Here is a 25,896-nt window from a genome sequence, read left to right on the forward strand (position 1 = left end):
AAAGCATAATCAGGATATGATTAATCCTCACCGGCTTTGAATAAGGAGCTGTTTCGCCGAGCGGGGCCAGCGTTGGAAACCTACCGCCGCTTGATTAGCTTCGGCGCTCCATGCCCGGTGTTCGTGGCTTATCCTTTTTCACTCATGCCTCAGTTCTTGCGCAGCGCCCTGCTGCTGCCCCTCTCTGCCCTGCTCCTGCTCGGCTGCAAAAAAGAAGAAGAAGCCCCAGTCGAGCCGGTGGTGCCGCTGGCCGTGGGCAACAGCTGGACCTACAAAGTCACCAACTACGCCCCCTGGGGCCCGGCCACCGACAGCCTCACCTTTACCCGCTCGGTGGTGAAGGACACCATCATCAGCAAGGGCCAGTGGTTTATCACCAATGACCGCCTGATTGTGCGCAACGACGCCGACGGCTACGTGATTTACATGCGCGGCTCCAAGGAATCAAACATTCTGTACTCCCGCACCCGCAACAACATCATGTACGGCTACGACTACCCCAACTACCGGCTGTGGGTGCAGAGCCTGAAAAACGAAACCCTGGAGCCCGTCCCGCAGTCGGCCGCCGGCTACTCGGCCTACCGCTACGACATCAGCTACCAGTACGAATTTACCGGGGTGTCGACGCCCTCGGTGCAGAAGCGCCAGGCCTACGTGACGCCCGGCGTCGGCCTGGTGCGCGAAGTGCGCTACTACCGCGACCAGCCCACGCAGCTGCAGCAGCGCACCGAGCTGCTGAGCTACCACCTGCACTAAGGCCGCTGTCAGCCCTGAAAAAAGGCCGCGCCCGTTAAGGAACGCGGCCTTTTTCGTGGAATACGCCGGCGGCTACGAGCTGCACGAGAGCGTGGCGCAGCCGGGCTTGCTGGCCGCCCACGCGGGCCGCCGGGCCGCCAGCTCCTCGTGCTCGGGCTGCTCGTCGAAGGGGCGGCGCAGTACCTGCTGCAGCCGGTGCAGGACCGACAAATCCCCCTGCTCGGCGGCTTCGATGGCCTGCTGGGCGAGGTAGTTGCGCAGCACGTACTTGGGGTTGGCCCCAAGCATGCCGGCCCGGATTTCCGCGGGCGCGGCCGGCTCCTGGCGCAGGCGGGCGGCGTAGCCCGTCAGCCACTCGCGCAGGGGCTGCAGGTCGAGGCCCAGCTCGGAGTAGGCGGCGGCCGTCAGCACCGGCTCCAGGGTGCCGGCTTCGTCGGCTCCGGGGGCCAGCAGGGCGGGCACGGCCTGGGCGAGCTGGCGGAAGAAGATGGTCATGTCGACCTGGGTAGCGGCCAGGGCGGCGGGCAGGGCTTCGAGCAGGGCCGCGTCGTCGGGCTGCTCGGCGGTCAGGCCCAGCTTGCGGCGCGTGAGCTGCTGGCGCGTGAGGTTGAACACGGCCACGTACTCATCGAGGGCCGGGCGCAGCTGCTGCACGTCGGGCACGAGCGGACCGAGGGCCTGGGCCAGCATCATCAGGTTCCAGAGGGCCACCCGCGGCTGCTGCCCGAAGGCGTAGCGGTGGGTGGCAAAGTCGGTGGTGTTGGGCGTCCAGTCGGGGTCGTAGGGCTCCAGCCAGCCGTAGGGGCCGTAGTCGATGGTCAGCCCCAGGATGCTCATGTTGTCGGTGTTCATCACCCCGTGCACGAAGCCCACCGTCATCCAGTGCGCCACCATCACGGCCGTGCGCCGGCTGATTTCCTGGAACCAGCGCAGGTACACTTCCGGCGCGGGGGCGCCCAGCTCGGGGTAGTAGCCGCGGATGACGAAGTCGGCCAGCTCGCGCAACTGCTCGATTTCGCCGTGGGCCGCCAGAATCTGGAAGTTGCCGAAGCGCACGAAGCTCGGGGCCACGCGGGCCACCACGGCGCCGGGCTCGGGGCGGGCGTTGCCGTTGTAGAACATGTCGCGCACCACTTCGTCGCCGGTGGCTACCAGGCTCAGGGCGCGGGTGGTGGGCACGCCCAGGTGGTGCATGGCCTCGGAGCACAGGAACTCCCGCACCGAAGAGCGCAGCACGGCCCGGCCGTCGGCGCGGCGCGAGTAGGGCGTGGGGCCGGCCCCTTTGAGCTGGATTTCCCAGCTGCGGCCGTCGGTGCCGGGCAGCTCGCCCAGGGCCAGGGCGCGCCCGTCGCCGAGCTGCCCGGCCCAGCTGCCGAACTGGTGCCCGCCGTAGCGGGCCGCGAAGGGCTTCATCGAGGGCGTGACGAGGTTGCCGCCCAGCACATCGACGGCCGGGCCGCGCTCCGGCGGACGGCTCAGGCCCAGCAGCTCGCCCACCTCGTCGGCCCAGGCCAGCAGGCGCGGGTCGGGCACGGCGGTGGGCGTCACGGGCGAGTAGTGGTAGCCGGGCACCTGCCGGGGCTGCAGGTTGCGCAGCGGGTCGGCGCGCAGCGCGTCGGCAAAGGAGTTCTGAAACGGGGCTTGATCTATGGAAAGCAGAGGCATGGCGGGAAACGGGCCCGGTGGGAAAAGGCCGGAAGTCGGTTAACAGGATTTTTGAGGCGGATGTTTCCGGTCGAGCGGGGCAAATTCCCGCTTTATTTGCCCGCGTATCCGACCAATCAGTCCGCCGTGTCCGTCCGCCTTCTACTGGTACTGCTACTCAGTCTGCCACTGGCGGCTACCGCCCAAGACCCGCCCGCGGCCGTCGTGCGCGGCCGCATCCTGCACCCCACCGACTCCGTGGTGCAGCTGCGCCGCCGCAGCTGGCTGAGCCACGCCTTTCGCGTCACCACCGTCCGCCTCACGGCCAAAGGCACGTTCGTGGCCGTGCTCGACAGCCTCGCGCAGCCCGCCGCCGTGGAGCTGGTATATGGCCGCCACGCCGCCGAGCTGTGGCTCGGGCCCGGCGACACCCTGCAGCTGCAGGCCGATGCGCGCCGGTTCACCAGCAGCCTGCAGCTCAGCGGCCCGGCCGCCGGCCCCAGCTACTACCGCCAGGAGCAGCTACGCCGGCGTACGGCCGATTTCTACCTCGCCCCCGAAGGCCGCCGCACGCCGGATACCCCCGAAAAGATGCGCGCCCGGGCCGATGCCTTCCGCCGCCGGGCCGAGGCCGTGCTGGCCGCCGCTGCCCAGCGCTACCAATTGCCGCTCGCCTTCCGCCGGCAGCAGGAAGCCGCCATCCGCTACGAGTGGGGCCGGGTGCTGCTGGGCTTCGCCGCCGACTACGAGTACCGCCGCCCGCTGCAGGGCCCCATCGTGCGCCGCCTGCCTGCGGCCTACTACGACTTCACCGCCACCCTGCCCTTCCCGGCCGATTCGGCGCTGCCCAGCCTCTCCTACCGGCTCTACGGCGACCTGCTCGGCTTTCACCTGCTGCGCGAAAGGCGGCAAGGCATGGTCTTCACCGATTTCAGCTCCCGGCAGTTTGCCTGGGGCTACGACACGCTCCGGCAGGTGCTGCCCACCGGCCCCAGCCAGGACTGGCTGCTGGCCCGGCAGCTCAGCCAGCTGCTCACCTTCGGCCGGCCCGCCGACCTGCCCCCGCGCCTGGCCGATTTCCGCCGCCGCTACCCCGCCTCGCCCTGGCTGCCGCCGCTAACCCGGCAACTAGCCCGGCAGCAGAGCACCGCCCCCGGCCAGCCCCTACCCGCCTTCCAGCTCACCGACGCCCAAGGCCGCCCGGTCAGCCTCGATACGCTGCGGGGCCGGCTGGTGTACCTCGACGTGTGGGCCAGCTGGTGCCAGCCCTGCCGGGCCGAAGCGCCCGCCCTGCTGGCCCTGCGCCGCCGCTTTGCCGACCGGCCCGAGGTCTTGTTCGTGGGCCTGTCCATCGACGCGCGGGCGGCGGCTTGGCAGCGCGCCCTGCTCGCCGACGGGCTCGGCAGCGGGCCCAACCAGGCGCAGTTTCGGGCCCGGCCCACCGACGAGGCCCTGCGCCGGCTCTACGAGCAGCAGGGCGTGCCCTTCTACTGGCTGATCGGCCCCGATGGCCGCATTCTCGACGACCACGCGCCCCGCCCCTCCTCCACCGAGGCCGCCGCGGCCATCGAAGCGGCGCTGACCGCCCTGAAAGCCGGCCGGCCCTGAACGGCTAGACGCGCGCGGCCCGGCGGTGCCCCGACGTTCAGGCAACATCGGGGCACCGCCGGGCCGCGGCTGATTTACCGCTTACCGCTTTTCTGCGGTCCGTGTCAGCGCCGGTCTGCCGACGGGGTGTTGAGGCCCCGCTGAGTGGCCAGGCCCCGGAGAAGAGCGGTAGATAGTTACGCTTCTTTGGCGCCGTGCACCACGGGCAGGCCCAGGCGCTCCACGGTATTGCCCTCGAAGTCGAACTCAATGAGCACGGCCGGCCCGTCGCCCACCACCCAGCCATCGTGGCCGGGCTCGATGGCTACGGCCTGCGGGGCCACAAACTCCTCCACGAAGCCGTCGGCGTAGCGGATGCTGATGCGGCCCTGGGCCAGAAAGCCCACGTGGGCGTGCATGCACAGGGCCGTGCCCACCACCGGCTGCATGTGCGCCGACCAGCGGAAACCCGCCGGATAGATGATGCGCTTGACGCGGGCCGCGCCGGTGGGTACCACGTCGACCTGCACCCCGCCGACTTCGCGGTGCTGGGCGTCTTTCATCGGGGCAAGCAGCTGATTGGGAGTGCTCATGGCAGGGAAAGGGTTGACAGGTGAAAAGACAAAGCCGGCGGGTCCCGCCTGCGGCGGCGCCTGGCCTCAAGATAGGTTTTCGGGCGTACAAACGGTTGAGCCGGATTGCTACCGAATCTTCAGGCGGTACAGCCGGAACGGGTACTGCACGCGGTCCTGGCCGTTGTTCCACTTCGGGGTGCGCTCAATCTGGGCGGCGGTCAGGTAGAGGTAGCCGTCGGGGCCGAGGCCGAAGGAATCGGGCCAGAGCAGGCGGCTGCCGTCGTGGGCCACGCGCTCCAGCCGGCCGGCCGGCGTGACGCGGCGCACGGCGTGGCCCGGGGAATCGGTGAGGTAGACGTTGCCGGCCGCGTCGGCAATCATGCCGTGCGAGATGCCCACTTCGCCCACCCCCTCCACGCGGGCAGCCACGGCGGCCGGCGGCAGCGCCGCGTCGCGCAGGTACTGAGTTTCGATGCGGTAGAGCTTGGTCTGGTTGATGGCCCGGTAGTAGAGGTAGCGAAAGTCCGGGGTCAGGGCAATGCCGTTGACGTTGCTGCTGAAGGGCTTACCGTTCTTATCCTTTACTTCTTTGCCGTCGATGCGCAGCACGAAGCCCGGCGCGGCCAGGACGGACTTATGCCCCTGCAGCACGAGCCGGCTCTTGCCCGTGCGCAAATCCAGCACCACCAGGGCCGCCAGCTTGGGGTCGGAGAGGTAGGCGAGCTGCTGCTCGGTATCCACGCGCACGTCGTTCAGGCCCGACCGTTCCCGCGGCAAATCCTCGAAGCGGTAAACTTTCTCTACCTGATTGGTCGTGAGGTTAATGCGCAGCAGCTTCACGCCTTCCTTCACCGGGGCCTCGTCGCCGGGATTGGCCGGGTCGAGCACCCACAGCGCGTCGTTGCGGTCCACGAACAAGGCCTGCACGTTGACGAAGCGCTGGGCCGCCCGCGTCGAGTCCCACTGGTTCCACTGCGCATCGGGGTAGGGTCGCCGCTGCCCGTCCACGATTTCGGCCAGGGAGTAGTCGAAGTCCTTGTCCTTCTTGGGGAAAGTGACGAAGATGCGCCCCCGCTGCGACACGGCCACGCCGATGGGCTGGTGGCGCCCGAACTGGGCTACTTCCTCCAGCGGTACTTCCGGGGCGGACGATTGGGCGGCGGCGGGCAGGGAGGTCATCAGCAGGGCGGACAGCAGGAAAAGGGCGAAGTGCTTCATGGAGTAATCAGCGGAGTGGCATCAGCTTTAGCTCGGGCGGGCGCCGAAGGCCCCAGGGCAGGGCCGCGCAGCGTGAGGAAATGCCACCGGCCGCGGCCCAAGCTAAAGCTGATGCTACTCCCCTACGCCCGGCGGCCGGCAGGGTTAAGCTCGACAGCCCGCAACCCTGCCCGCCGCCGGCCGGTAGATGCAAGCGGCCTCCTGCCTTACCTCCGCCCTGCCGATGCGCTTTTTACCCCGCCTGCTGCTGCTCCTGCTGCCCGGCGCCGCCCTGGCCCAGACTCCGCCCCCCACCCGCTTCACCACCACCGGCCACATCGAGCGGAAGGCACCCGGCCTCGACGCCCTGCTGGCGCCCGACGCGCAGGTGGAAATTCTGGCCAGCGGCCTGGGCCACCCCGAGGGCCCGGTGTGGGTGGCCGACAGCAGCATGCTCCTCTTCACCGATGCACCCACCAGCACCGTCTACCGCTGGTCGGCGGGGCGCGGGCTGACGAAGTTTCTGGAGCACTCGGGCTACACCGGCCGCCTGCCCTACAGCCGCGAAACCGGCGCCAACGGCCTGGCCCTCGACGGGCGCGGCAACCTGCTGCTGTGTGAGCACGGCGACCGGCGCCTGGCCCGGCTGCCACTGGGCCAGCCCAGCGGCAAGCTCACGCTGACCGACCACTACCAGGGCCGCCGCTACAACAGCCCCAACGACGTGGCCGTGCAGCCCGGCTCGGGCATCATTTTCTTCACCGACCCGCCCTACGGCCTGCCTCGTCAGGAAAACGACCCGCTGCGCGAAACGCCGACCAGTGGCCTGTACCGCCTGCGCCCCGATGGCAAGGTGACGCTGATGGCCGCTCATTTCACCCGGCCCAACGGCCTGGGCTTCAGCGCCGACGGCCGCACGCTCTACGTGGCCCAGTCCGATTCGCTCAAGCCTCTCATCATGGCTTACCCGGTAAACGCCAAGGGACGCCTGGGCACGGGGCGCCTGTTTTTCGACCTGAGCCAGGTGCCCAAGGTGCGCCCCAAAGAGGTACCCGATGGCCTCGCCGTGGACCGCGCCGGCAACGTGTGGGCCAGCGGCCCGGGTGGCCTGCTCATCCTGTCGCCGCAGGGCCAGCACCTGGGCACCATCGACCCGGGCGAGGTGGTGGCCAACTGCGCCTTCGGCGACGACGGCCGCACCCTGTACCTGACCGTGGGCACCTGGCTATGCCGCATCCGCACGCTCAGTTCCGGCTTCTGAGGGGGAGGTATCAATCGAGTCAAGGCTAAAAAGCTAGAGCCAAGGTCAGCTCCACCTCCTCAGTTGATTTCGCGCAGCAAGCGGCGGAGGGGCCAGGGGTGGTTGAGAAACCAGGTCTACAGTCGGCCCTCATGCCGGGCGTAGCCGAAGCATCTCGCGTGCTGAGGTGGGATAATAATTTCTAACCCTGAGCTTTCAACCACTCCTGCCCCCGCGCCGCTTGCTGCGCGGAATCAGCTGAGGAAGAGGACCTAGCCTTAGCTTCCTGGCTGCGGCCACGCTTGGGCCTGCTAGGCAGCCGTTTAGTAGCCGGTTGGCGCAGTAGGAGCGCAACCTTTCGGCTATGGTCGGGGTAAAAAAAGCCCTAACCAAAACCCTCATTCCCGCCATGGCTACTTACAACCAGCACCACGACGACGACCGTGACTACCGCGGCCGCAATCAGAATTCGAGCAACCAAAACCGCGACTGGAACAACCGCTTCGACGAGAACCGCCGCGGCCAGCAGCGCTGGCAGGACCAGGACGACGACAACACCCGCGGCGTGAGCGGCAACAACGGCTACAGCAGCGGCTCTTCGTCGGAGCGCCGCAACGACTGGGACCGGAGCCGCTCCGGCATGGGCAGCTCCGGGCTGAGCAATTCGGGCATGAACCGCTCGGGCATGAGCAGCAACGACCAGAGCTGGCGCAGCAGCCAAGACGACGACAGCCGCCGCTACGGTAGCCAGAGCGGCAGCACGGGCCGCAACAGCGGCTACGACAGCGGCCGCTCCGATTACGGCAGCAGCTCACGCAATAGCTACGGCCAGCAGCCGGACCGCTACCGCAACCAGAACGATTCGGACCGCGGCTGGTCGTCGTCGCAGCAGCAGGACCGCTCGCGCAGCATGAACGGCGTGTACGGGCGCTCCTCCGAGATGGACCGCAGCTGCTACGGCAGCAGCTACGGCCAGCAGCCCTACACCAGCGGCTCCGACCCGAACGCCTACGGCCGCCGCGACCAGAACCGTAACCGCTACGAGCAGGACGACAACCGCTGGAGCAGCGGCCGCCGCGACATCAGCAGCAACTACGGCAGCCGCTCGAACTCGGGCTCGGACTACAGCCAGAACTACTACGACGCCGACGAGAACAGCCGCTACCGCAGCAGCCGCGAGCACGACCACGACCGGCACGAGCACGACGACAACCGCGGCTTCTTTGGCCGCATGGCCGACCGCGTCTCGGACTGGTTTAGCGACGACGATGACCGCGACGAGCAAAACCGCCGCCGCGACTGGGACAACCGCGACAACGACCGCCGCTATTACTAAATGCCCCCGCTTATAAGCCCAACGGCCCGGACAATCGTCCGGGCCGTTGTTGTTTTCGGGCTGCGGGTTAGCGCGCCAGCAGCGGCATCACCCGCTCGCGCCAGAGCTGCAGGTGGTGGGCCTCGTGCCCGGGGATGATGTAGGCCATGGCCCGCACGCTCACCGGCATGCCGCTGGCCGTGCCACGCCGCTCGAACGCCTCGGGGCGAAACGAATCCAGCAGGCTGAGGGTGGCGGCGCGCACCGTGTCGTACTCGCGCAGCAGATTGGTCAGTGGCCGCTCGTCGGCCCCGGAGAGGGCAGCGTAGTCGTCGGGCTCGTAGCCGGGCAGGGGCTGCTGGTCGCCGCGGGCAATGCGCAGGGCGCGGTAGGCGAAGATGCGCTCCGTATCGGCCACGTGCAGCAGGGTTTCCTTGATGCTCCACTTGCCGGGTGCGTAGCGCAGCAGGGCCTGCTCGTCGCTGAGGCCGCCGATGAGGGCTTTCAGCTCGGCCTGTTGCTCACGCAGCTGCTGCAGCGGCGAATAGCCGGCCGGAATCTGCTGAATGTACCGGTCGTAGTAGGCGCCGTACTCGTCGGCGCCGGGGCGGGTGGTTAGCGTGCTGCTCATGCGGCGAAGGTAGGCTTTGCGGGATTAGGGGGATTAAGGCATACTGGCGGGCCCAGCCTGGCTTGCAGTCCATCCTCAATTTTCGGTTCTGCAGCCGCAGAGCGGCGCTATATTGGTAGAAACCATCGGCAAGCATACCGACAGAGCTGCAGCGCAGCGGTATGGCCGTGCAGACGTTGAAAGTTGGCGTCCAAGCGGTCTACCTGCCATGCCGCTGCGCTGCAGCTTGGCTTTTATCCGTCCATTTTTTCTACCAATATGGCGCCGCTCTGCGGCTGTGAACGGGCCCTATCATCAGCAGGCCAGCACAACCCAATTACAACTTAATTACCACCCCGAAACTGCTCCAGGCAGCGCAATGGTGGCGGCAAGCAAAACGCCCTTATGTTTTGATCGACACACAAGGACGTTGTGCTTGCCGCCGCCCGTAGCTTAGCGGCGGCCCGCTTCGGATTCGCCGGCGCCATTGCCTACTCCCCCTCCTACCGATGAAATTCCTTGCTTCCCTGCTGTTGGCGGCGGCCGCTTCAGCCGCCGGCCTCATCCCGGCCGCCCCGGCCGGCCGCCCCGAGGCCGGGGCACTGGCCCCGAAGTTCTACCCGGCGGTGCTGGTGTTCCACAAAACCGCCGGCTTTCAGCACAGCTCCATTCCGGCGGGCCTGCAGGCCATCCGGGAGCTGGGGCAGGCGCACAAGTTCAACGTCGAATCCACCGCCGACGCGGGTTGGTTTACGCCCGAGAAGCTGAGCCGCTACCGGGCCGTCGTCTTCCTCAATACCACCCAGGACGTGCTCGACGCCGGGCAGCAGGCGGCCTTTGAGCAGTACATCCGCGGCGGCCACGGCTTCGTGGGCGTGCACGCCGCGGCCGACACCGAGTACGACTGGCCCTGGTACAACGGGCTGGTAGGCGCCTACTTCGTCAGCCATCCGCAAATTCAGCCCGCCACCGTGCGCCGCACCAAGCTGCGCCACCGGGCCACCAGCCACCTGCCCACGGCCTGGCCCCGCACCGACGAGTGGTACAACTACCGCAGCCCCGCCCCCGACCTGCGCGTGCTGCTGACCGTGGACGAAGCCACCTACACCGGCGGCACCCACGGCCCGGACCATCCCATTGCCTGGTACCACCCCTACGACGGCGGCCGGGCCTTTTACACCGGCCTGGGCCACACCGAAGAAAGCTACGCCGACCCGCTGTTTCGCCAGCACCTGTGGGGCGGGATTAAGTACGCGATGGGGCGGTAACTGATATCATTGCATGAAAATCATTGGTGCTGCCACGCTTATTCTGACGGGCTGCGGCCTGTTTGCGCCCGACCCGGACGCCCAGGTGCGGGAGGCGGCCATCGAACGGCTGAATGCCGATGATAGTGACCCGGGGCACCCGTACACCGTACTCCGCGTGGGGAAAGCGGCCCCTTGGCGCCGGCAGGACGCGGACGTGCAGCAGGCCCGGCACATGGAGTACGATATCGAAAAGCTAGTCCGGCAACAGGAAGAAATCGGCCCGGCTCTGCAGCGCCTGCAACGCTGGGAGACCAGCCAGGAGCTTAAACCATTGAGCATCCGCTATACCTGGCTGCACGCAGAAGCCAACCGCCTGTTTGCCGTGCAGGATTCGCTTTTGCACACCACCGACACTACCCGCATCGGCTCACGCATTCTGCTGGTCTACCGCTCCGAGTTTCTGGGCACAGTCGATAGCAGCACCTTCATTGTGCTGCCCAACGAGCCGGTGCAGCGCATGCTGGAAGCACCCTAGCCGCGTGCTCCGCTAAGGTCTTTCGTACCTTACTGCCATGAACCGCTTCGACCGCATCACCGCCCTGCTCATCCAGCTCCAGGCCAAGCGCGTGGTGAAAGGCCCCGAGCTGGCCCAGCACTTCGGGGTGAGTCTGCGCACAATTTACCGTGACCTGCGCACCCTGGAGGAAGCTGGCGTGCCCATCTGCGGCGAGGCGGGCGTGGGCTATTCGCTGGCCGAGGGCTACCGCCTGCCGCCGGTCATGTTCACCCGCGAGGAGGCTACCGCCTTGCTCACCGCCGAGAAGCTGGCCGCCCGCCTGGCCGACGAGCACACCGCCCGGCTCAGCACGGCGGCCATGGACAAGCTGCGCGCCGTGCTGCGCCGCCCCGACCGCGACTACGTGGAGGCGCTCAGCTCGCGTATCCGGGTGGTGGGCGGCCCGCGCCGGCACCCGCAGCCGCTGCCCGCCCCCGCCGCCGGCACCCAGCAACCCCTGCTCGACGCCATTGCCCGCCAGCGCGTGGTGCGCCTGGATTACCGCGCCGGCCACCAGGGCACGCCCTCCCGCCGCGACGTGGAGCCCATCGGCCTCTACTTCGGGCAGCACTGGCACGTGGTGGCGTTCTGCCGCCTGCGCCAGGAGTTCCGCGACTTCCGCCTCGACCGCATTGCCGGTCTGCAGGTGCTCGACGAGGCCTTCGCCCCGCGCCCCGACACCCTGCAAACCTACTGGGCCGAGCAGGCGCGGCAGTGGCAGCGCGAGGTAGTGGTGGTGCGCTTCGGGCCCCGGGCGCTCAGCCAGGTCCACTTCGAGAAGCACCACTTCGGCTGGCGGCACGAGCTGGCGCCCGACGAGGCCGGCTGGGTGGAAATGACCTTGGTGCCCTGTTGCCTGGAGCAGTTTGGCCGCTGGATGCTGCTGTTTGCCGGGCAGGTGCAGGTGCTGGCCCCGCTGGGCCTGCAGGAGCGGGTGCGGGAGCTGGCCCGCGCCGCCCACGATTTTTTTTGCGCCCCGGCCGAAGTCTGCTGACATAGGGCTGTCACCTGGGGGCCGGAAGTTTGGGCTATCAATCAACCCAAACCCCAACGCCCCATGGAAACCACCCTGGTAGCCGCCCCCGCCCAAGCCTTCCTCACCGAGCTGCACGAGGAAATCCCGCAGACCCGCCGCGCGTTCGAGCGCGCCCCGGTGGCCCAGCTCGACTGGCAGCCCCACGCCAAGTCCATGACCCTGGGCCAGCTGCTGCGCCACACCGCCGACGTCATCGGCTGGATCAAGGACACGCTGGAGTCCACCGACCTGGACGTATCGGTATTCGACAGCGCGGCAACGACGCCCATCAGCAGCACCGCCGAGCTGCTGGCCTACTTGGAGGAGCGCGCCGCCGCGGCCACCGCGGTCCTGCAGGCCGCCACGGCCGACGACCTGGAGCAGACCTGGACCATGCGCAGCGGCGAGCAGGTGCTCGTGAGCCAGTCGCGCGCCTCGGTGGTACGCCACCTGATCAGCCAGATGATTCACCACCGCGGCCAGCTCACCGTGTACCTGCGCCTGCTCGACGTACCCGTGCCCGGCCCCTACGGCCCCTCGGCCGACGAGCAGAACTGGTAGGAGTAACAGCCTGCCTCCCAAAAGCCGCGTAGCGGCGCCACATCAATAGAAACCGGCAGCAAGAACGTTTTGAGCTCCGTAGGAGCGGCACCTAACCCGCGCGGATAAGGTGCCGCTCCTACGGAGCTCGGAATCATTTGGGCGCATTGGTTTCTATTGACGTGGCGCCGCTACGCGGCTGGGGGCACCGACGCGGTTTGGGCTACGGGTTCGGCGGTACCTTACTGGTGCCAGTCCTCCGGCTCGATGTGCACCAGCACGTCGTACACGGCGGGCAGCTCGGCAATGACGGCGTCCTTCACGGCGTGGGCTACGGCGTGGCCTTCGCGCACCGAAATGTCGCCGTCGACGAGCACGTGCAAATCGACGAAGTACTCCAGGCCCATCTTGCGCACAATGCACTTTTCGGTGCCGAGCACGCCGGGCACGGAGCGGGCCACCCGGGCCACGTCGGCGGGCCAAGAGCCGGCCGGGGCCTCGTCCATGATTTCGCCCAGGGCCGGGCGGAAGATGTGGTAGGCGTTGTAGACGATGATGAGCGAGGCGCCGATGGCGGCCCAGTCGTCGGCGCTTTCGTAGCCGGGGCCGCCGATGAGGGCAATGCTGATGCCCACAAAGGCCGTGAGGGAGGTAATGGCGTCGCTGCGGTGGTGCCAAGCGTCGGCCTTCACGGCCCCGCTGCCCACCTGCTCGCCCACTTGGTCGATGTGGCGGAACAGCCACTCCTTCACGATGACCACCCCGCCCAGCACGATGAGGGTGAAGGGCGAGGGAATCTTGTGCGGAGTGAGAATGTGCAGCACGCTCTGCCACATGATGATGCCGGCGGCCAGCACCAGGGCCCCGGCCACCAGCAGGGAAGCCAGCGGCTCGGCCTTGCCGTGGCCGTAGGGGTGGTTTTCGTCGGGCTCCCGGGCGGCGGCGCGCAGGCCCAGCCACACGAACAGCGACGTAAACACGTCGGAGGCCGACTCGATGGCGTCGGCAATGAGGGCGTAGGAATTGCCCAGCACCCCGGCCGCACCCTTCACGGCCGCCAGCAGCAGGTTGGCCCCGATGCCCACCAGGGTGCTGCGCTGGCCTTGCTGAACCCGCGCGGCGGTGCTGCGCACGGGGGGAGGGGACTGTTGCATCGGGCGGGAACGAAGGGTGAAGCGCGGAGCAGCCGGCGACGCAGCCGCGCCGCTTAGCCCGCAAAAATACGGCATCGGTCCCTAAACGGTCGTACCCCGCCCCCGAAGAATCAGCGGGCCCGCAGCCACTTCGTGCGGGTGTAGGCCACGCGGAAGCCCTGCTTCTCGGCGTTGCGCTGCGACTGGCTGCCCGGCCGCGCCCCCATCATGGCCACCGTGCAGCCCCGGGCGGCGGCGTGGTGCAGGCGGGCGTCGAGCAGGGCCAGCTGGGCGCCCTGGCGCCGGGCCGCGGGCACGGTGCTGGCCCCGGCCAGCAGAGCCACCCCGTCGAAGATGAACAAGCCGCCGGCGGCAACGGGCTGGCCGCGTAGCTCGGCCAGAAACGGCTCCGCGCCGGCGCTGTGGGCGGTAATCTGGCCGAAATCCAGCATGAACGCCTCCAGCCCCGGCATTTCGGTGCTCCAGCCGGCGGCCGTCTGCGCCCAGCGCCCCTCCTCGCCCGCCCCAATGCGGCGAGTGCGCAGCAGCGGATTGGACGCGGCCGCCGGGGCGTAGTCGGCTTCGAGGGCGCGGTAGAGGACGTTGGTGTACTCCACGGGCTGGTAGCCGCGTGCCGCCAGCCGGGGCGGCAGCGCCTCGTCGCCCAGGGGACAGATTTCGTGGGCCACCGGAGCGGCCTGGGCGGCAAAAAACGCTTCCAGCTCGGTCAGCTCGGCCGCGCCCACGGCCCCGAACATGCCCAGCCCGAAGGTCTGCGTCAGCGGCGACTCGGGGCCGTCGAACAGGGCATAAGCCCCGGCTACTTCCCGCCAGGTGGCACCCACGGCGGGCTGCAGCCGCGCCCGGGCTTCCACGCAGGCGGCATTGGTCTGGGCTTCGGTGCGTTCGAGGCGCTGGGCCAGGGCGTAATCGGCAAAAAGCATGGGAAGCAGGAGAAGGCGCCGGTGAGGCGCGCCGGGGCGGCAAAGTAAGGCCCTTGCGGCGGCAGTAGCACTCACATTTTCATGCGGCTTCCCGCGGCCGGCTCAAACGGGCTTGGCGTACCCGGCGGCTTCGTTCGGACCGCCGGCGGCGAATCGGCCTGCAACTTTTTTGCATTTCGCGGGTGATACTTGGGTTGGGAGCTGATTAATCAGTACATCCGCCCCCACTTGCTGCTATGACTGCCGCTGCTGCCTCCGATACTGCCCCGCTTCTGCCCGCCGCCCGGCTGCGCGCCGCGCTGCTGGCCGACCGCGCCGCTACGCTGACCCAGCTCTACCGCCGCACCTTTCCCGCGGTGGAGCGCCACGTGCGCCGCCACGGCGGCACCGCGGCCGACGCCCAGGACGTGTTTCAGGACGCGCTTATCGTGCTCTACGAAAAGGCCCTGGCCGAAACCCTCACTCTCACGGCCACGCCCGGCACCTTCCTGGTAGCCGTGAGCCGCAACCTGTGGCGGCGCGAGCTGCAGCGCCGCGGCCAGCACCCTACCGCCGAGCTGACCGAAGCCCACTTCGACGAGCTGCCCGCCGACGAGTCCGAGGCCGCCCCCGCGCTGGCCGTGCTCGACTACGTGCAGCAGCTGGGCGAGAAGTGCCGCAGCCTGCTCATCGGCTTTTATTACCACCGCCAGCCGCTGGAGCAGCTGGCCGCCGCGCACCAGTACGGCAGCGTCCGCTCGGCCACGGTGCAGAAGTTTAAGTGCCTGGAGCGGCTGCGCAGCGCCGTGCGCGCCGCCTGGGCCCGCACCACCGACCTGCTGACCGCCTAACCGCCATGCGCCCCGAACTCACCCGCCTGCAGCTGATTGAGCAGCACCTGCTGGGCCCGGCCACCCCGGCCGACGCTTCCGCCTGGCAGCTGCAAACCCTGCTCGACCCCGACCTGGCCGCCGATGCCGCGGCCCAGCAGCAGCTGTACGCGGGCCTGCAATTGGCCGGCCGCCAGCAGCTGCGCCAGGAGCTGCAGCTGATTCACCGGCAGCTCTACGGTCCCGGCTCGGCCGGCTGGCTGCGCGGCGCCGCCGCGGGCCTGCGCAGCCTATTCAAGCGCCGCTTCCGGCGCTAAGGCCCGTACCAGCCCCCTTTCCCGTCTTTTTCTGCTCGTACCGGCGGCTCCGTGGCCTCTGGCGGGCTACGCTTTGCCCTTTTGCGGCGCCGAAGCAGCCGTGCATTCGGGCCTGATTTCCCGTCGAAAAACGAAAAACCAGCAACGAAAAACCAACCAGCCATGCTTGATTCCACCGAATTTCGCCGCTTTGCCGTCGGGCACCGGGGCCTGAGCGGCCTGCGCGTCGATGAGTACCTGCACCACGTCGAAGGGCAAAGTCGCCACTTCGTCACGGGCATGACGCGCTCCGTTATCGAGGAGCGGCCCACGCGCTTCGCCGAAATCGACGTGTTTTCGCGCCTGATTATGGACCGCATCGTGTTCCTGGGCCAGGCCGTCGACGACAACATTGCCAACATCATCGTGGCCCAGCTGCTGTTCCTGGAGTCCGTCGACGCCCAGAAGGACATTCTGCTCTACATCAACTCGCCGGGCGGCTCGGTGTACGCCGGCCTCGGCATGTACGACACCATGCAGTACATCCGCCCCGACGTGGCCACCATCTGCACCGGTCTGGCCGCTTCCATGGGCGCCTTTCTGCTCTGCGGCGGCGCTCTGGGCAAACGCTCGGCCCTGCCCCACGCCCGCGTGATGATTCACCAGCCCTCGGGCGGCGTGCAGGGCCCCTCGGCCGACATCGAAATTACCGCCCGCGAGGTGGTGAAGCTGCGCCAGGAGCTGTACCAGATTTACGCCGAGCGCACCGGCAAAACCGCCGAGCAAATCCACGCCGACTCCGACCGGGACTACTGGCTGCGCGCCGACGAAGCCAAAGCCTACGGCCTCATCGATGAGGTGCTGGACAGGGTATGAGGGTGTGAGGGTGGGAGGGTGTGAGTTTAAAAGTTCTCATTCCAACTCCTAAACGCACACCCTCCTACCCCCATACCCTAAAAACCCCTACCCCGTCGTCAGGTGCTGCCGGTGCTGCTCACCGAAGCGGCGCATTTCCTGCAGCAGGGGCAGCACCGAGCGGCCGTGCTCGGTCAGGCCGTAGCGCGTCACCACGGGGCGGGTGGGCAGCACTTCGCGGCTGACGAGGCCGTTCAGCTCCAGGGCGTGCAGGTGCTCGGCCAGGGCCTTGGGCGTGATGTGGTCGAGGTGGGCTTCCAGCTCGGAAAAGCGCAGCGGCTGCCCGCACAGGCAGTGGATGATGGGCATGCGCCAGCGCCCGCACACCACGGCAAGGGCGTCCCAGATGGGGCGGAGTTCCTGGGGATTCAGAGTCGGCATCGGCGGGGACTATACAAATGGAAAGCGGCTCTACAGAGCTACAGCGCCCCCGGCATGCCCGGCGGCTAGCTTTGTAAAGCGGCGGCCGGCCCCGAAAGTTTCGGGCGGTTTCCGGCCGCCGCGCCACCTTACTCCCATATCCATGCCTGCTGAAGATTCCCTGGACGTGCTCATTATCGGCGGCAGCTACGCCGGGCTGGCCGCGGCCCTGTCGCTGGGCCGGGCCCGGCGCCGCGTGCTGGTGCTCGACGCCGGCCGGCCCTGCAACCGCCAGACGCCCCACTCCCACAACTTCCTCACCCGCGACGGCGCCGCCCCCGCCGAGCTGGCCGCCCGGGCCCGCGCCGAGGTGCAGGCCTACCCCTCCGTGCGGCTGCAGGCGGCCACCGCGGTGCGGGCCGAGGCTACCCAGGGCGGCTTCCGGGTGACGACGGCCGAGGGCCCGAGCTACGCGGCGCGGCGCCTGGTGCTGGCCACCGGGGTCGTCGACGAGCTGCCGCCGGTGCCGGGCCTGGCCGAGTGCTGGGGCATTTCGGTGCTGCACTGCCCCTACTGCCACGGCTACGAGGTGCGCGACGCGCCGCTGGCCGTGCTGGGCAACGGCGACCTGGGCTTCGAGTTTGCCCGCCTCATCCGCCACTGGAGCCCCGATCTGCGCCTGCTCACCAACGGCCCCGCCACGCTCACGCCCGCGCAGGCGGCCCAGCTGGCGGCCCACGGCATCGGCATTGTCGACACGCCCCTGCAGGCCCTGGAGCACCAGGCCGGCCAGTTCCGGCAGCTGCGCCTGGCCGACGGCGCGGCCCTGCCCCTCACCGCCCTGTTTGCCCGCGTGCCCAACCGGCAGTCCTCCGATTTGCCCGCCCAGCTCGGCTGCGCCCTGACGGAAACGGGCCTGCTGCAGGTCGACGAGCTGCAGCGCACCAGCGTGCCGGGCGTGTACGCCGCCGGCGACACCACCACGCCCCTGCGGCAGGTGGCGGCGGCAGTAGCCGCGGGCAGCCGCACCGGCGCCTTTATCAACCACGAGCTGATTGCGGCGGATTTTTAAATCTTGAACCTGCTCGGGAAGCGCCTTCTTGCCAACAGACTTCTTAACCTGCTCCCTTGGCCACCAGCGCGTTTTCTGGCCTCCGACCCGCACATTCTCCTAAATCATATCCTGCCCCCGCGCGGGCCGTAAGCAGCAGGGCCGGCCGGGTTAGCTACCCCGACCGGCCCCGTTGCATGAGTCATTCTCCCATTATTATCGTCGGCGCCGGGGTGGCCGGGCTGCTGGCCGCCCGTGATTTGGCCCGTGCCGGCCGCACCGTTACCGTGCTCGAAGCCCGCCCGCGGGTGGGCGGCCGCATTCACACGGCCGGGGGCGGCGGCTTTTCGGCCCCGGTGGAGGAAGGAGCCGAGTTTATCCACGGCGACGCGCCCCTGACCAAGGCCCTGCTGCGCGAGGCCGGCGTGAGCTGGCAGGACACCGGCGGCCGCGCCTACCAGCTCCGGGACGGGCAGCTCGCCGAGGCCGAGGAGTTTATCCCCGACATGCCCCGGCTGCTGGCCGCCCTGCACCAGCTCCCGGCCGATATGCCCCTGGCCGACTTCCTGCAGCAGTACTTCCCCGGCCCGGCCGATGCCGCCATGCGCGAGCAAATCACGCGCTTCGCCGAGGGCTTCGACGTGGCCGACCCGCGGCGGGCCAGCACCCGGGGCCTGGGCCAGGAGTGGGAAGCCGGCGGCGCCGAAGACTCGCCGCGGCCAAATGGCGGCTACCGGCAGCTGGTGGAGCTGCTGCGCCGGCAGGCCCAGGCCGCCGGGGCCGCGGTGCACTGCGAGGCGCCGGTAGCCGAAATCCGCTGGCAGGCCGGGCAGGTGGAAGTGCACTGCCCCGATGGGCGCACGTTTCGGGCGCGGCAGGCCCTGATTACGGTGCCGCTGGGCGTGCTGCGGCTCGGCCCCGCCGAGCCCGGCTACCTGGGCTTCGTGCCCGAGCTGCCGGGCGTGCAGGCCGCCGCGGCCGCGCTGGGCTTCGGCTCGGTGGTGAAGGTGCTGCTGGAATTCGATGCGCCCTTCTGGGAAGCCGACACCATGCCCCGGCCCGCCCCGGAGCTGGGCTTCCTCTTCGCTGATGCTCCTTTCCCGACCTGGTGGAGCGCCCTGCCCGACGGCCGCCCCTTGCTCACCGGCTGGCTCGGCGGCCCGCCCGCCGAAGCGCGGCGCCACACGCCGGTGGCGGAACTGCTCACCGAGGCCCTCCGCTCCCTGGCCGGCATCCTGGGCACTACCGAGGCCGCCCTACGCCCCCGGCTTCGCGCCCAGCGCGTGGTCGACTGGGGCGCCGACCCCTGGGCCCGCGGCGCCTACAGCTACGCCACCGTGGGCTCCGAGGCGGCCCGCCGCCTGCTGCTCACGCCCGTGGCCGACACGCTCTACTTCGCCGGCGAAGCCCTGTACGCGGGCCCCAATAGCGGCACCGTGGAAGCGGCCCTGAGCAGCGCCGCGCAGGTGGTGCGGCTGCTGGTGTAGCCCCAGGAGGCCGACGCCAAACCTTGCCGAGGCCCGCCCGCGCTACCCTTGCGTGGGCGGGCCTCGGTGCTGATGCCGCCGGGCGGCGGGCCCTCTAAGGAGCACCGGCCGCCATCAGTCCCGGACCCGGCGCTGCCGCCCGGGCGTGGTACTGTTGAGCCAGGCACTACTCCGCTGCTCCGCCGGCTTACAATAAATGCGAACGTGCTATCCAATATCGGAAGACTACTAATACATTCGCCCTTGCCGCTCCACCTAACCCTTTCTACGCTATGACAACACTTCTTCCCCGCTTGCTGACCGTGCTAACAGTGGCCCTGGCCTGGTGCTGGCCGGGCGCCGCGGCGCAGGCCCAACAACCCGGCAGCCCGGCCCAGTCCTGGTCGCCCGCGCTGGCCGACCCGGGCTACGCCGCCCGCAAGCTGCAGCGCGTGAGCGGCGCCTTGGCCACCCCTCCGCGGCAGACGCCCCGCGCCGGCAGCACCGGCGCGCCCGCCGCGGCCCAGCTGCCGGCCTGCTTCGTGCCGCTCGATACCACGGCGGGCAGCGGCTGGCAGCACCTCTCGCGCCAGCCCGGCTTCGCCGACGACAGCTACAAGGGCCCGATTCCGCTGGGCTTCGACTTCTCGCTCTATGGCAGCCGCTACAGCGAAGTGTACATCAATACCAACGGCAACATCTCGTTCGGCCAGGGCTTCACCACTTACACGGCCAGCGGCCTGCCCGTCTCCACGCCGATGATTGCCCCGTTCTGGTCCGACGTGGACACGGAGGTGTCCGACACGCTGGTCACGCCCTACCCCAGCGGCAACATCTGGTTTAAGCGCTTCCCCGACCGCCTGGTGGTGACCTGGAACCGCGTAGCCTACTTCTCGCGCCAGGCCGACAAGAAGAATACCTTCCAGCTCACCATCCTGGCCAATACCGCGCCCGGTTTCACCGGCGACGACGTGTTCTTTGCCTACGGCGACATGCAGTGGACCACCGGCAACGCCGACGGCGGCGCGAACGGCTTCGGCGGCGTGCCGGCCACGGCGGGCGTCAACAAGGGCGACGGGGTCAACTTCATCCAGATCGGCCGCTTTAACATGGCTGGCAGCTCCCACCCCAACAACGTGGACCCCAGCGGCGTGGACTGGCTCGACAACCAGTGCTTTTCCTTTAAGGTGGGCGGCAGCAGCAACAACATTCCGCCGAGCGTGACGGGTATGCCCGCGGGCAATACCATCACCCTGGGGCTGGGCGAGACCCGCAACCTGTCCCTGCAGTTCCTGGGCCCGGAAGTAAACCAGTCGGTGCAGGTGACGACCACTACCGGGGGGCAGTGCAATACCACCGTTACCTCCACCGGCGGGCCCAACCCCACGGTGAACCTGAGCATCACCGGGGCCGCCTGCAACCTGGGCACCCGCACCATCAGCTTCGTGGCCATCGACAACGGCAGCCCGGTGGCCTCGCAGCAGTTTACGCTCACCGTCATCGTGCAGGCGGTGAATACCTGGACCGGGGCCGTGAGCAGCGTGTACACCAACCCGGCCAACTGGAGCGCCAATGCCCTGCCCTCCGCCACCGACGACGTGGTAATTCCGGCCGGCGTGCCCAACATGCCGGTGCTGAGCACGGCCGCGGCGGCCAACAACGTCTCCATTGCCAGCGGGGCCAGCCTGACCGTGGCGGCCGGCGGGGTGTATAGCCTGGGCGGCAACCTGAGCAACAACGGCCAGCTGCTGGGCGCGGGCACGCTGCAAACCACCGGCGCCGCCCAGCAGACCTTCGCGGGCACGGGCTCCGCCAGCCTCGCCAACGCCACCATCGGCGCCGCGGGCACGGTGCTCAGCCAGCCGCTGGCCATCGGGCGCCTGCTGACGCTGAACGGCAACCTCACGTCCAACGGCAACCTCACGCTCCGCTCGCGCCCCGACGGCTCGGAAACGGCCATGGTGGTCAACAACGGAGCGGCCGTGGTGAGCGGCAATGCCACGGTGGAGCGGTTTATAGGCCCCGCCACCGGCGCGCAGATGGGCTACCGCCACCTGGCCTCACCCGTGACGAATACGACCCTTTCGGACCTGGCCACCGGCAGCTTTACCCCGGTGCTGAACCCGGCCTACAACAACGCCCCCAACCCCGGCCTGGTGACGCCCTTCCCGAACGTGTTCAGCTACGACCAGACCCGCGTGAGCAGCGGCGCAGCCGTAGCCGATTTCGACAAGGGCTGGGTGTCGCCCGTCACCAACATCATGTTTTCGACTTTCGGCTACACGGTCAACCTGATGGGCGGGCAGGTCATGGACTTTGTGGGCACGCTGGGCAACGGCACCTACAACCGCGTCAGCCTGGGCCGCGTGCCCGGGGCCCAGGGCGGCTGGCACCTGCTCGGCAACCCCTACCCGGCCCCCATCCGCTTCAGCCAGCTCACCCTGACCGGCCTCGACAACGCCGTGTACGTGTACCGCTCGACGGGCCAGTACACCGGCTCGTACAGCAGCTTCGTCAACGGGGTGCCGGTGAACGGCGGCTCCGACGTGCTGCCCATGGGCCAGGCCTTCTTCGTGCGCACCAGCGTGCCGGGCACCAACGGCAGCATTGCCTTCGCCAACTCGGCCCGCCTGACCACCTACCAGAACCCCGCCCTGCAGCGTACCGCCACCACCGAAACCCGCCCGCTGCTGCAGCTGGATTTGCGCAGCGCCAGCGGCGCGGCCACCGACCAGGTAGCGGTGTACTTTGAGCAGGGCGCCACCGCCGGCTTCGATGCCCGCTTCGACGCCTTCCACCTCAGCAGCGGCAACAGCGTGCAGCTGGGCGTGCTGGCCGGCGCGCAGGAGCTGAGCATCAGCGGCCTGCCTACCCTCGGCACCAGCGCCGTGACGGTGCCGCTGGCCGTGCGCGTGGCCCAGAGCGGCTCCTACACCCTGCAGGTGGCCCAACTCCTCAACCTGCCCCTGGGCTGGACGGCCACCCTGCGCGACGCCCAGACCGGCGCCGTGGTGGACTTGCAGCAGCAGCCCAGCTACCGCTGCAGCATCGTGGCGGGTGAGGCGCCGGGCCGCTTCGCGGTGGTGTTCGACCAGCCGCGCGTGACGGCCACGGCCCCGGCCCAGCTGGAAGCGGCCGTATCGGTGTACCCGAACCCGGCCCGCGGCACCGTGACGCTGGGGCTGCCCGCGGCTACCCGGCCGGTGCAGGTGAGCATCCTCAACGCCCTGGGCCAGCAGGTGCTGACGCAGGTGGTGGCCCCGGCCCGCGCCGTGCCGCTGCCGCTGCAGCAGCTGGCCAAGGGCGTGTACTCGGTGCGCGTGGCCCTGCCCGAGGGCACCGTCACCAAGCGCCTGGTCATCGAATAAACCGCCTTTTTACCGCTTAACGCATGTTTCAACGGCGCCGCCGGCTCCCGATCCGGCGGCGTTCTTTCTCCTTTTCCAAATGACTGCTCTTTCGACTTTCCGCCGCGCCACCTTTGCCCTGGCCCTGCTGCTGGGCGCCGCTGCCACCGCCCAGGCGCAGCAGGACCCCGGCTCGGGCGGCCCCGTGCCCGGCAACACCACGCCCGGCCCCACGGCCGTGCCCCTCGACGGCGGCGCCTCGCTGCTGCTGGCCGGCGGCGCGGCTTACGCTCTGCGCCAGCTGCGGCGGCGGCGCGCTCAGTAAGCCCCGGCGCCCGGCGCAACCGTGCCCCGCGGTACTGGCCCCAGCTGGCCAGCGCCGCGGGGCACTGCTTTTAAGCCGACCCTATTGCCCCGCTTCGGCCGCCAGCCGGCGCAGCACCAGCAGGCACAGCGCCACCGAGCCCGCCACCCGGATCTGCCCGCTCAGCACCAGCTCCTCCACCGCGGCCAGCGGCACGGTCAGCACTTCGATGTTTTCGGTGGGGTCGAGGTGCTGGGCGGCCACGCGGCGGGCGTCGCGGGCCAGGAAGAAGTGGATGCGGTTGGTATCCTTGGTGGGGTTGTCGGCGACCTGCAGCAGGGGCTCCAGCGCCTCGGCTGCGTAGCCGGTTTCTTCCAGCAGCTCGCGGCGGGCGGCGGCCGCCAGGTCGGTTTCGCCGGGGTCGAGCACGCCGCCGGGCAGCTCGGTGAAGATAGCGGCGGCGCCGTGCTTGTACTGGCGCACCAGCACTACGTCGTTGTCGGCGGTGAGCGGGAAGATGAGCACCACGTCGGGGCGCACGCTCACGAAGTAGTCGTCCAGCTCCTGCCCGCCGGGCAGCCGCACCCGGTCGCGGCGCAGGCGGTACCAGCGGTGGTCCACCACCAGCTCGGAGGAGAGAAGTTTCCAGGGCTCGATGCTCATATAGGGGAAATCTAATACTGCCCCGCAAGTTTACGCACCCCGGCGCTTACCCGCCCGCGGCGGCCGGCCCGGGCGGCAATTCTCCGGCCCGGCTATTTGCAGAAAGCCCACAAACCCCGGACCTTTGCCGTCTTGTCTCCCTTTTTTTCCCGACTCCTACCCATGTTTTCCATTCGTCGCCGCGGCGTACTGGCCGCTGCCGCCCTGCTGGCCGTTCCTTCCCTGCTGATGGCCTGGGGCAACTGGGGCCACCAGCGCGTGAACCGCGCCGCCGTGCTGGCCCTGCCCGCGCCCATGCGCACCTTCTTCTACAACCACATTGATTTCGTGGTGACCGAGTCGGTGATTCCCGATTCGCGCAAGTACGTCATCAACGACAAGCCCGAAGGCCCGCGCCACTACATCGACCTGGAAAACTACGGCGACGATATCAACGCCATTCCGCGCACCTCCACCGAGGCCTACGCCAAGTACGACGCGGCCCTGCTCGACAAGGAAGGCCGCCTGCCCTGGTACATCCAGGACATGCTGGGGAAGCTGACCGCGGCCATGAAAAAGCAGCACAAGGACGAAATCCTGTTCGTGGCCGCCGATTTGGGCCACTACATCGGCGACGCCACCCAGCCCCTGCACACCTCGGCCAACCACGACGGGCAGAAAACCGGCCAGAAGGGCGTGCACGCCTTCTACGAGTCGCAGATGGTGGAGCAGTTCGGCAAGACCTACAACTTCAAGCTCACCGAGCCCAAGCTCATCACCGACCCCACGGCCGAAATCTGGCGCGTGGTGCTGCAGAGCCACGCCGCCGCCGATACGCTGCTGGCGGTGGAGAAAAAGCTGGCCGCTGCCACCCCCGCCGACCAGGTTATCGAGGCCAGCAACGGGCAGCCGCGCAAGAACATCTTCAACAGCTCGTACCGCACCCAGCCCTACACGGCCGCCTACCACCAGGCCCTCAACCGCATGGTGGAGCGCCAGCTGCGCACCGCGGCCCAGACCACGGCCAACTTCTGGTACACCGCCTGGGTCAACGCCGGCAAGCCTGATCTGAGCAAGCTCGACACCGAGTACACCACCAAGAGCAACGAGCACAACCTGAAGGAAGAGCTGAAAACCCTCGACAAGACGGGCAAGCTGGTGGATTTCTCCTCGTTCACGGAGTTTCCGCAGGGCAAGTAGTCAGGGCCCCTTCCGGGAATAAAAAGCCCGGCCGCAGGTGACTGCGGCCGGGCTTTTTATTCCCGGCAGGGGCTGAAAGCCACTCAAACCGGCTGCCCCTGCCCGGCCAGCGCCAGCAGCGGCGCCTCCACGGCCCGGGCAAACAGCTCGGCGCCGCGGCTGTTCAGGTGCCCGCCGTCGATGGTGAGCTGCAGGCCGCGCTGCCGGCTGAGCGCGTCGGCGCGGCCCAGGCGGCACCAGAACTTATCGGTGAAGGCAATGCTGGCGAAGCTGCTGCGAAACTCGGCGCGCGGCGGCTGGCGCTGCAGGGCCTGGTCGAAGGCGGCGCCGGCCTCGGCCAGCAGGCAGCCGTGGGCCGCGGCCACCCGCCGGATGGCGGCGTTGTAGGCCTGGCGGGGCCCGTTGAGGCCGGTGGCCAGGTTTTCGCCCAGACAGCCCAGCGTGACGAGTACGAACCGGGCCGGACTCAGCGCCCGGGCCCGCGCAATCAGCTCGTCGTACGCCTGCTCGAAGGCGGCCGCGTCGGCCAGCGGCTCGTGGCCCTGCCGGCGCATCTGGGCCAGCGCCTGCCGAAACCAGAAGCCGCCCCCGGCGAAGGTGGGCAGCAGCAAATCGTTGTAGCCCGCCTCGCACACCACCACGTCGTAGGCCGCGGGGGTGGCTTCGAGCCGGCGCAGCAGCCGCCGGCCAATGCTGCGCAGCGGCTCCCCGTTGACGCCCGCGTTGGTGAGCTGCCAGTCGGGGTGCCACCGGGCCAGCCGCGGCACGTAGCCGACGCCCTGGGTGCCGCGGGTGATACTGTCGCCGATAACGAGGATGCGCATAGCTCGGGTGAGTGAAATCCGGCCGCAATATCGGCGGGCGAGGGTGGCGTTGGCCCGGCTGCCCCGGCTTAGGTGATGGTCCGGCGCGGACCTAGCCGGAGTGGCAGCCCCAGCCGGGCGCACCCAGCTGGCAGCTGCGCAGCCGGGAGTCATGCCGCGGAGCTGTTGCGGATACCGCTGAAATTCAGTAGCTAACCCAAGTTGCGGGTTACAGTCCGAAGCGGTCGATTGCGTGTACAAAGACGAAGAGGCCGATTTTAAGGGCGAAGCCGGCGGCCGTGGTGGCGTGGATCTTCTTGGGGAAGCGCTCAGTCAAGCCG

25 protein-coding genes and 1 pseudogene are annotated in these 25,896 nt (G+C 68.9%); 16 read left to right on the forward strand and 10 right to left on the reverse strand.

The window, feature by feature from the left end; genetic code table 11:
- The first annotated feature begins 144 nt into the window (after positions 1-144).
- Positions 145-756 carry a hypothetical protein gene (locus EJV47_RS21125; protein ID WP_126695195.1) on the forward strand — a complete coding sequence of 204 codons (612 nt, stop codon included), beginning with the start codon at positions 145-147 and terminating at the stop codon, positions 754-756.
- Between the two features lie 72 nt (positions 757-828).
- On the opposite strand, the gene EJV47_RS21130 is transcribed toward EJV47_RS21125, so the two are convergent.
- Positions 829-2,421 (reverse strand): protein adenylyltransferase SelO, encoded by a 1,593-nt coding sequence (locus EJV47_RS21130; protein WP_126695196.1) that lies wholly within the window; start codon positions 2,419-2,421, stop codon positions 829-831.
- A 126-nt stretch (positions 2,422-2,547) separates the two neighbouring features.
- Here EJV47_RS21130 and EJV47_RS21135 point away from each other — a divergent pair, with 126 nt between their 5' ends.
- A complete protein-coding gene (locus EJV47_RS21135; protein ID WP_165903859.1) occupies positions 2,548-4,008 on the forward strand; it encodes a TlpA family protein disulfide reductase in 1,461 nt (486 codons plus the stop codon).
- A 176-nt stretch (positions 4,009-4,184) separates the two neighbouring features.
- Here EJV47_RS21135 and EJV47_RS21140 read toward each other — a convergent pair whose 3' ends face one another.
- The gene (locus tag EJV47_RS21140) at positions 4,185-4,580 is read right to left on the reverse strand and encodes a cupin domain-containing protein (RefSeq protein ID WP_126695198.1); all 396 of its coding nucleotides are present in this window, start codon (positions 4,578-4,580) and stop codon (positions 4,185-4,187) included.
- 108 nt (positions 4,581-4,688) lie between these two features.
- A complete protein-coding gene (locus tag EJV47_RS21145; protein WP_243651245.1) occupies positions 4,689-5,780 on the reverse strand; it encodes an SMP-30/gluconolactonase/LRE family protein in 1,092 nt (363 codons plus the stop codon).
- A gap of 223 nt (positions 5,781-6,003) precedes the next feature.
- Between EJV47_RS21145 and EJV47_RS21150 the strand changes: the two genes are divergently transcribed.
- Positions 6,004-7,020 carry an SMP-30/gluconolactonase/LRE family protein gene (locus EJV47_RS21150; protein WP_126695199.1) on the forward strand — a complete coding sequence of 339 codons (1,017 nt, stop codon included), beginning with the start codon at positions 6,004-6,006 and terminating at the stop codon, positions 7,018-7,020.
- Between the two features lie 388 nt (positions 7,021-7,408).
- Entirely contained in the window at positions 7,409-8,335 is a 927-nt protein-coding gene (locus tag EJV47_RS21155; protein ID WP_126695200.1) for a hypothetical protein, read from the forward strand.
- A gap of 67 nt (positions 8,336-8,402) precedes the next feature.
- Here the strand turns inward: EJV47_RS21155 and EJV47_RS21160 are convergent, their stop codons facing one another.
- Positions 8,403-8,945 carry a DinB family protein gene (locus tag EJV47_RS21160; protein WP_126695201.1) on the reverse strand — a complete coding sequence of 181 codons (543 nt, stop codon included), beginning with the start codon at positions 8,943-8,945 and terminating at the stop codon, positions 8,403-8,405.
- Positions 8,946-9,433: 488 nt separating this feature from the next.
- Between EJV47_RS21160 and EJV47_RS21165 the strand changes: the two genes are divergently transcribed.
- From EJV47_RS21165 to EJV47_RS21180, 4 genes are all read left to right on the forward strand, one after another.
- Positions 9,434-10,192 (forward strand): ThuA domain-containing protein, encoded by a 759-nt coding sequence (locus EJV47_RS21165; RefSeq protein ID WP_126695202.1) that lies wholly within the window; start codon positions 9,434-9,436, stop codon positions 10,190-10,192.
- Between the two features lie 13 nt (positions 10,193-10,205).
- A complete protein-coding gene (locus EJV47_RS21170; RefSeq protein ID WP_126695203.1) occupies positions 10,206-10,709 on the forward strand; it encodes a hypothetical protein in 504 nt (167 codons plus the stop codon).
- A 37-nt stretch (positions 10,710-10,746) separates the two neighbouring features.
- A complete protein-coding gene (locus EJV47_RS21175) occupies positions 10,747-11,724 on the forward strand; it encodes a helix-turn-helix transcriptional regulator (RefSeq protein WP_126695204.1) in 978 nt (325 codons plus the stop codon).
- A gap of 63 nt (positions 11,725-11,787) precedes the next feature.
- Positions 11,788-12,306, forward strand: coding sequence for a DinB family protein (locus tag EJV47_RS21180; RefSeq protein ID WP_126695205.1), 519 nt, complete (start codon positions 11,788-11,790; stop codon positions 12,304-12,306).
- A 221-nt stretch (positions 12,307-12,527) separates the two neighbouring features.
- Here EJV47_RS21180 and EJV47_RS21185 read toward each other — a convergent pair whose 3' ends face one another.
- Both EJV47_RS21185 and EJV47_RS21190 read right to left on the reverse strand, forming a co-directional pair.
- On the reverse strand, positions 12,528-13,439 hold the full coding sequence (locus EJV47_RS21185) for a cation diffusion facilitator family transporter (protein WP_126695206.1): 912 nt from the start codon (positions 13,437-13,439) through the stop codon (positions 12,528-12,530).
- A gap of 110 nt (positions 13,440-13,549) precedes the next feature.
- Entirely contained in the window at positions 13,550-14,362 is an 813-nt protein-coding gene (locus tag EJV47_RS21190) for a GNAT family N-acetyltransferase (protein WP_126695207.1), read from the reverse strand.
- A gap of 236 nt (positions 14,363-14,598) precedes the next feature.
- On the opposite strand from EJV47_RS21190, the gene EJV47_RS21195 reads away from it, so the two are divergent.
- The 3 genes from EJV47_RS21195 (at position 14,599) to EJV47_RS21205 (ending at position 16,343) form a co-directional block, all read left to right on the forward strand.
- The gene (locus tag EJV47_RS21195) at positions 14,599-15,192 is read left to right on the forward strand and encodes an RNA polymerase sigma factor (protein ID WP_126695208.1); all 594 of its coding nucleotides are present in this window, start codon (positions 14,599-14,601) and stop codon (positions 15,190-15,192) included.
- Between the two features lie 5 nt (positions 15,193-15,197).
- Positions 15,198-15,488, forward strand: a complete 291-nt coding sequence (locus EJV47_RS21200; RefSeq protein WP_126695209.1) for a hypothetical protein — start codon at positions 15,198-15,200, stop codon at positions 15,486-15,488.
- 162 nt (positions 15,489-15,650) lie between these two features.
- Positions 15,651-16,343, forward strand: coding sequence for a ClpP family protease (locus EJV47_RS21205; protein ID WP_126695210.1), 693 nt, complete (start codon positions 15,651-15,653; stop codon positions 16,341-16,343).
- An 87-nt stretch (positions 16,344-16,430) separates the two neighbouring features.
- Here the strand turns inward: EJV47_RS21205 and EJV47_RS21210 are convergent, their stop codons facing one another.
- Positions 16,431-16,763 (reverse strand): winged helix-turn-helix transcriptional regulator, encoded by a 333-nt coding sequence (locus EJV47_RS21210; RefSeq protein WP_126695211.1) that lies wholly within the window; start codon positions 16,761-16,763, stop codon positions 16,431-16,433.
- A 142-nt stretch (positions 16,764-16,905) separates the two neighbouring features.
- Between EJV47_RS21210 and EJV47_RS21215 the strand changes: the two genes are divergently transcribed.
- The 4 genes from EJV47_RS21215 (at position 16,906) to EJV47_RS21230 (ending at position 22,931) form a co-directional block, all read left to right on the forward strand.
- Positions 16,906-17,814, forward strand: a complete 909-nt coding sequence (locus tag EJV47_RS21215; protein ID WP_126695212.1) for an NAD(P)/FAD-dependent oxidoreductase — start codon at positions 16,906-16,908, stop codon at positions 17,812-17,814.
- A gap of 176 nt (positions 17,815-17,990) precedes the next feature.
- Positions 17,991-19,280, forward strand: a complete 1,290-nt coding sequence (locus tag EJV47_RS21220) for a flavin monoamine oxidase family protein (protein WP_126695213.1) — start codon at positions 17,991-17,993, stop codon at positions 19,278-19,280.
- A gap of 272 nt (positions 19,281-19,552) precedes the next feature.
- On the forward strand, positions 19,553-22,627 hold the full coding sequence (locus tag EJV47_RS21225; RefSeq protein ID WP_126695214.1) for a nidogen-like domain-containing protein: 3,075 nt from the start codon (positions 19,553-19,555) through the stop codon (positions 22,625-22,627).
- A gap of 79 nt (positions 22,628-22,706) precedes the next feature.
- On the forward strand, positions 22,707-22,931 hold the full coding sequence (locus EJV47_RS21230) for a PID-CTERM protein-sorting domain-containing protein (RefSeq protein WP_243651246.1): 225 nt from the start codon (positions 22,707-22,709) through the stop codon (positions 22,929-22,931).
- Positions 22,932-23,012: 81 nt separating this feature from the next.
- On the opposite strand, the gene EJV47_RS21235 is transcribed toward EJV47_RS21230, so the two are convergent.
- Complete coding sequence (locus tag EJV47_RS21235; protein WP_126695215.1) at positions 23,013-23,573, reverse strand: NUDIX hydrolase; 561 nt, start codon at positions 23,571-23,573, stop codon at positions 23,013-23,015.
- 162 nt (positions 23,574-23,735) lie between these two features.
- Here EJV47_RS21235 and EJV47_RS21240 point away from each other — a divergent pair, with 162 nt between their 5' ends.
- On the forward strand, positions 23,736-24,752 hold the full coding sequence (locus EJV47_RS21240) for a zinc dependent phospholipase C family protein (RefSeq protein ID WP_126695216.1): 1,017 nt from the start codon (positions 23,736-23,738) through the stop codon (positions 24,750-24,752).
- A gap of 83 nt (positions 24,753-24,835) precedes the next feature.
- On the opposite strand, the gene EJV47_RS21245 is transcribed toward EJV47_RS21240, so the two are convergent.
- Positions 24,836-25,576: an SGNH/GDSL hydrolase family protein gene (locus EJV47_RS21245; RefSeq protein WP_165903860.1), complete on the reverse strand. Its 741-nt coding sequence runs from the start codon at positions 25,574-25,576 to the stop codon at positions 24,836-24,838.
- A gap of 208 nt (positions 25,577-25,784) precedes the next feature.
- Positions 25,785-25,896, reverse strand: a pseudogene (locus EJV47_RS29155) (IS982 family transposase); the annotation flags it as partial.

The organism is Hymenobacter gummosus, from assembly GCF_003970915.1.
Lineage (GTDB): Bacteria > Bacteroidota > Bacteroidia > Cytophagales > Hymenobacteraceae > Solirubrum > Solirubrum gummosum.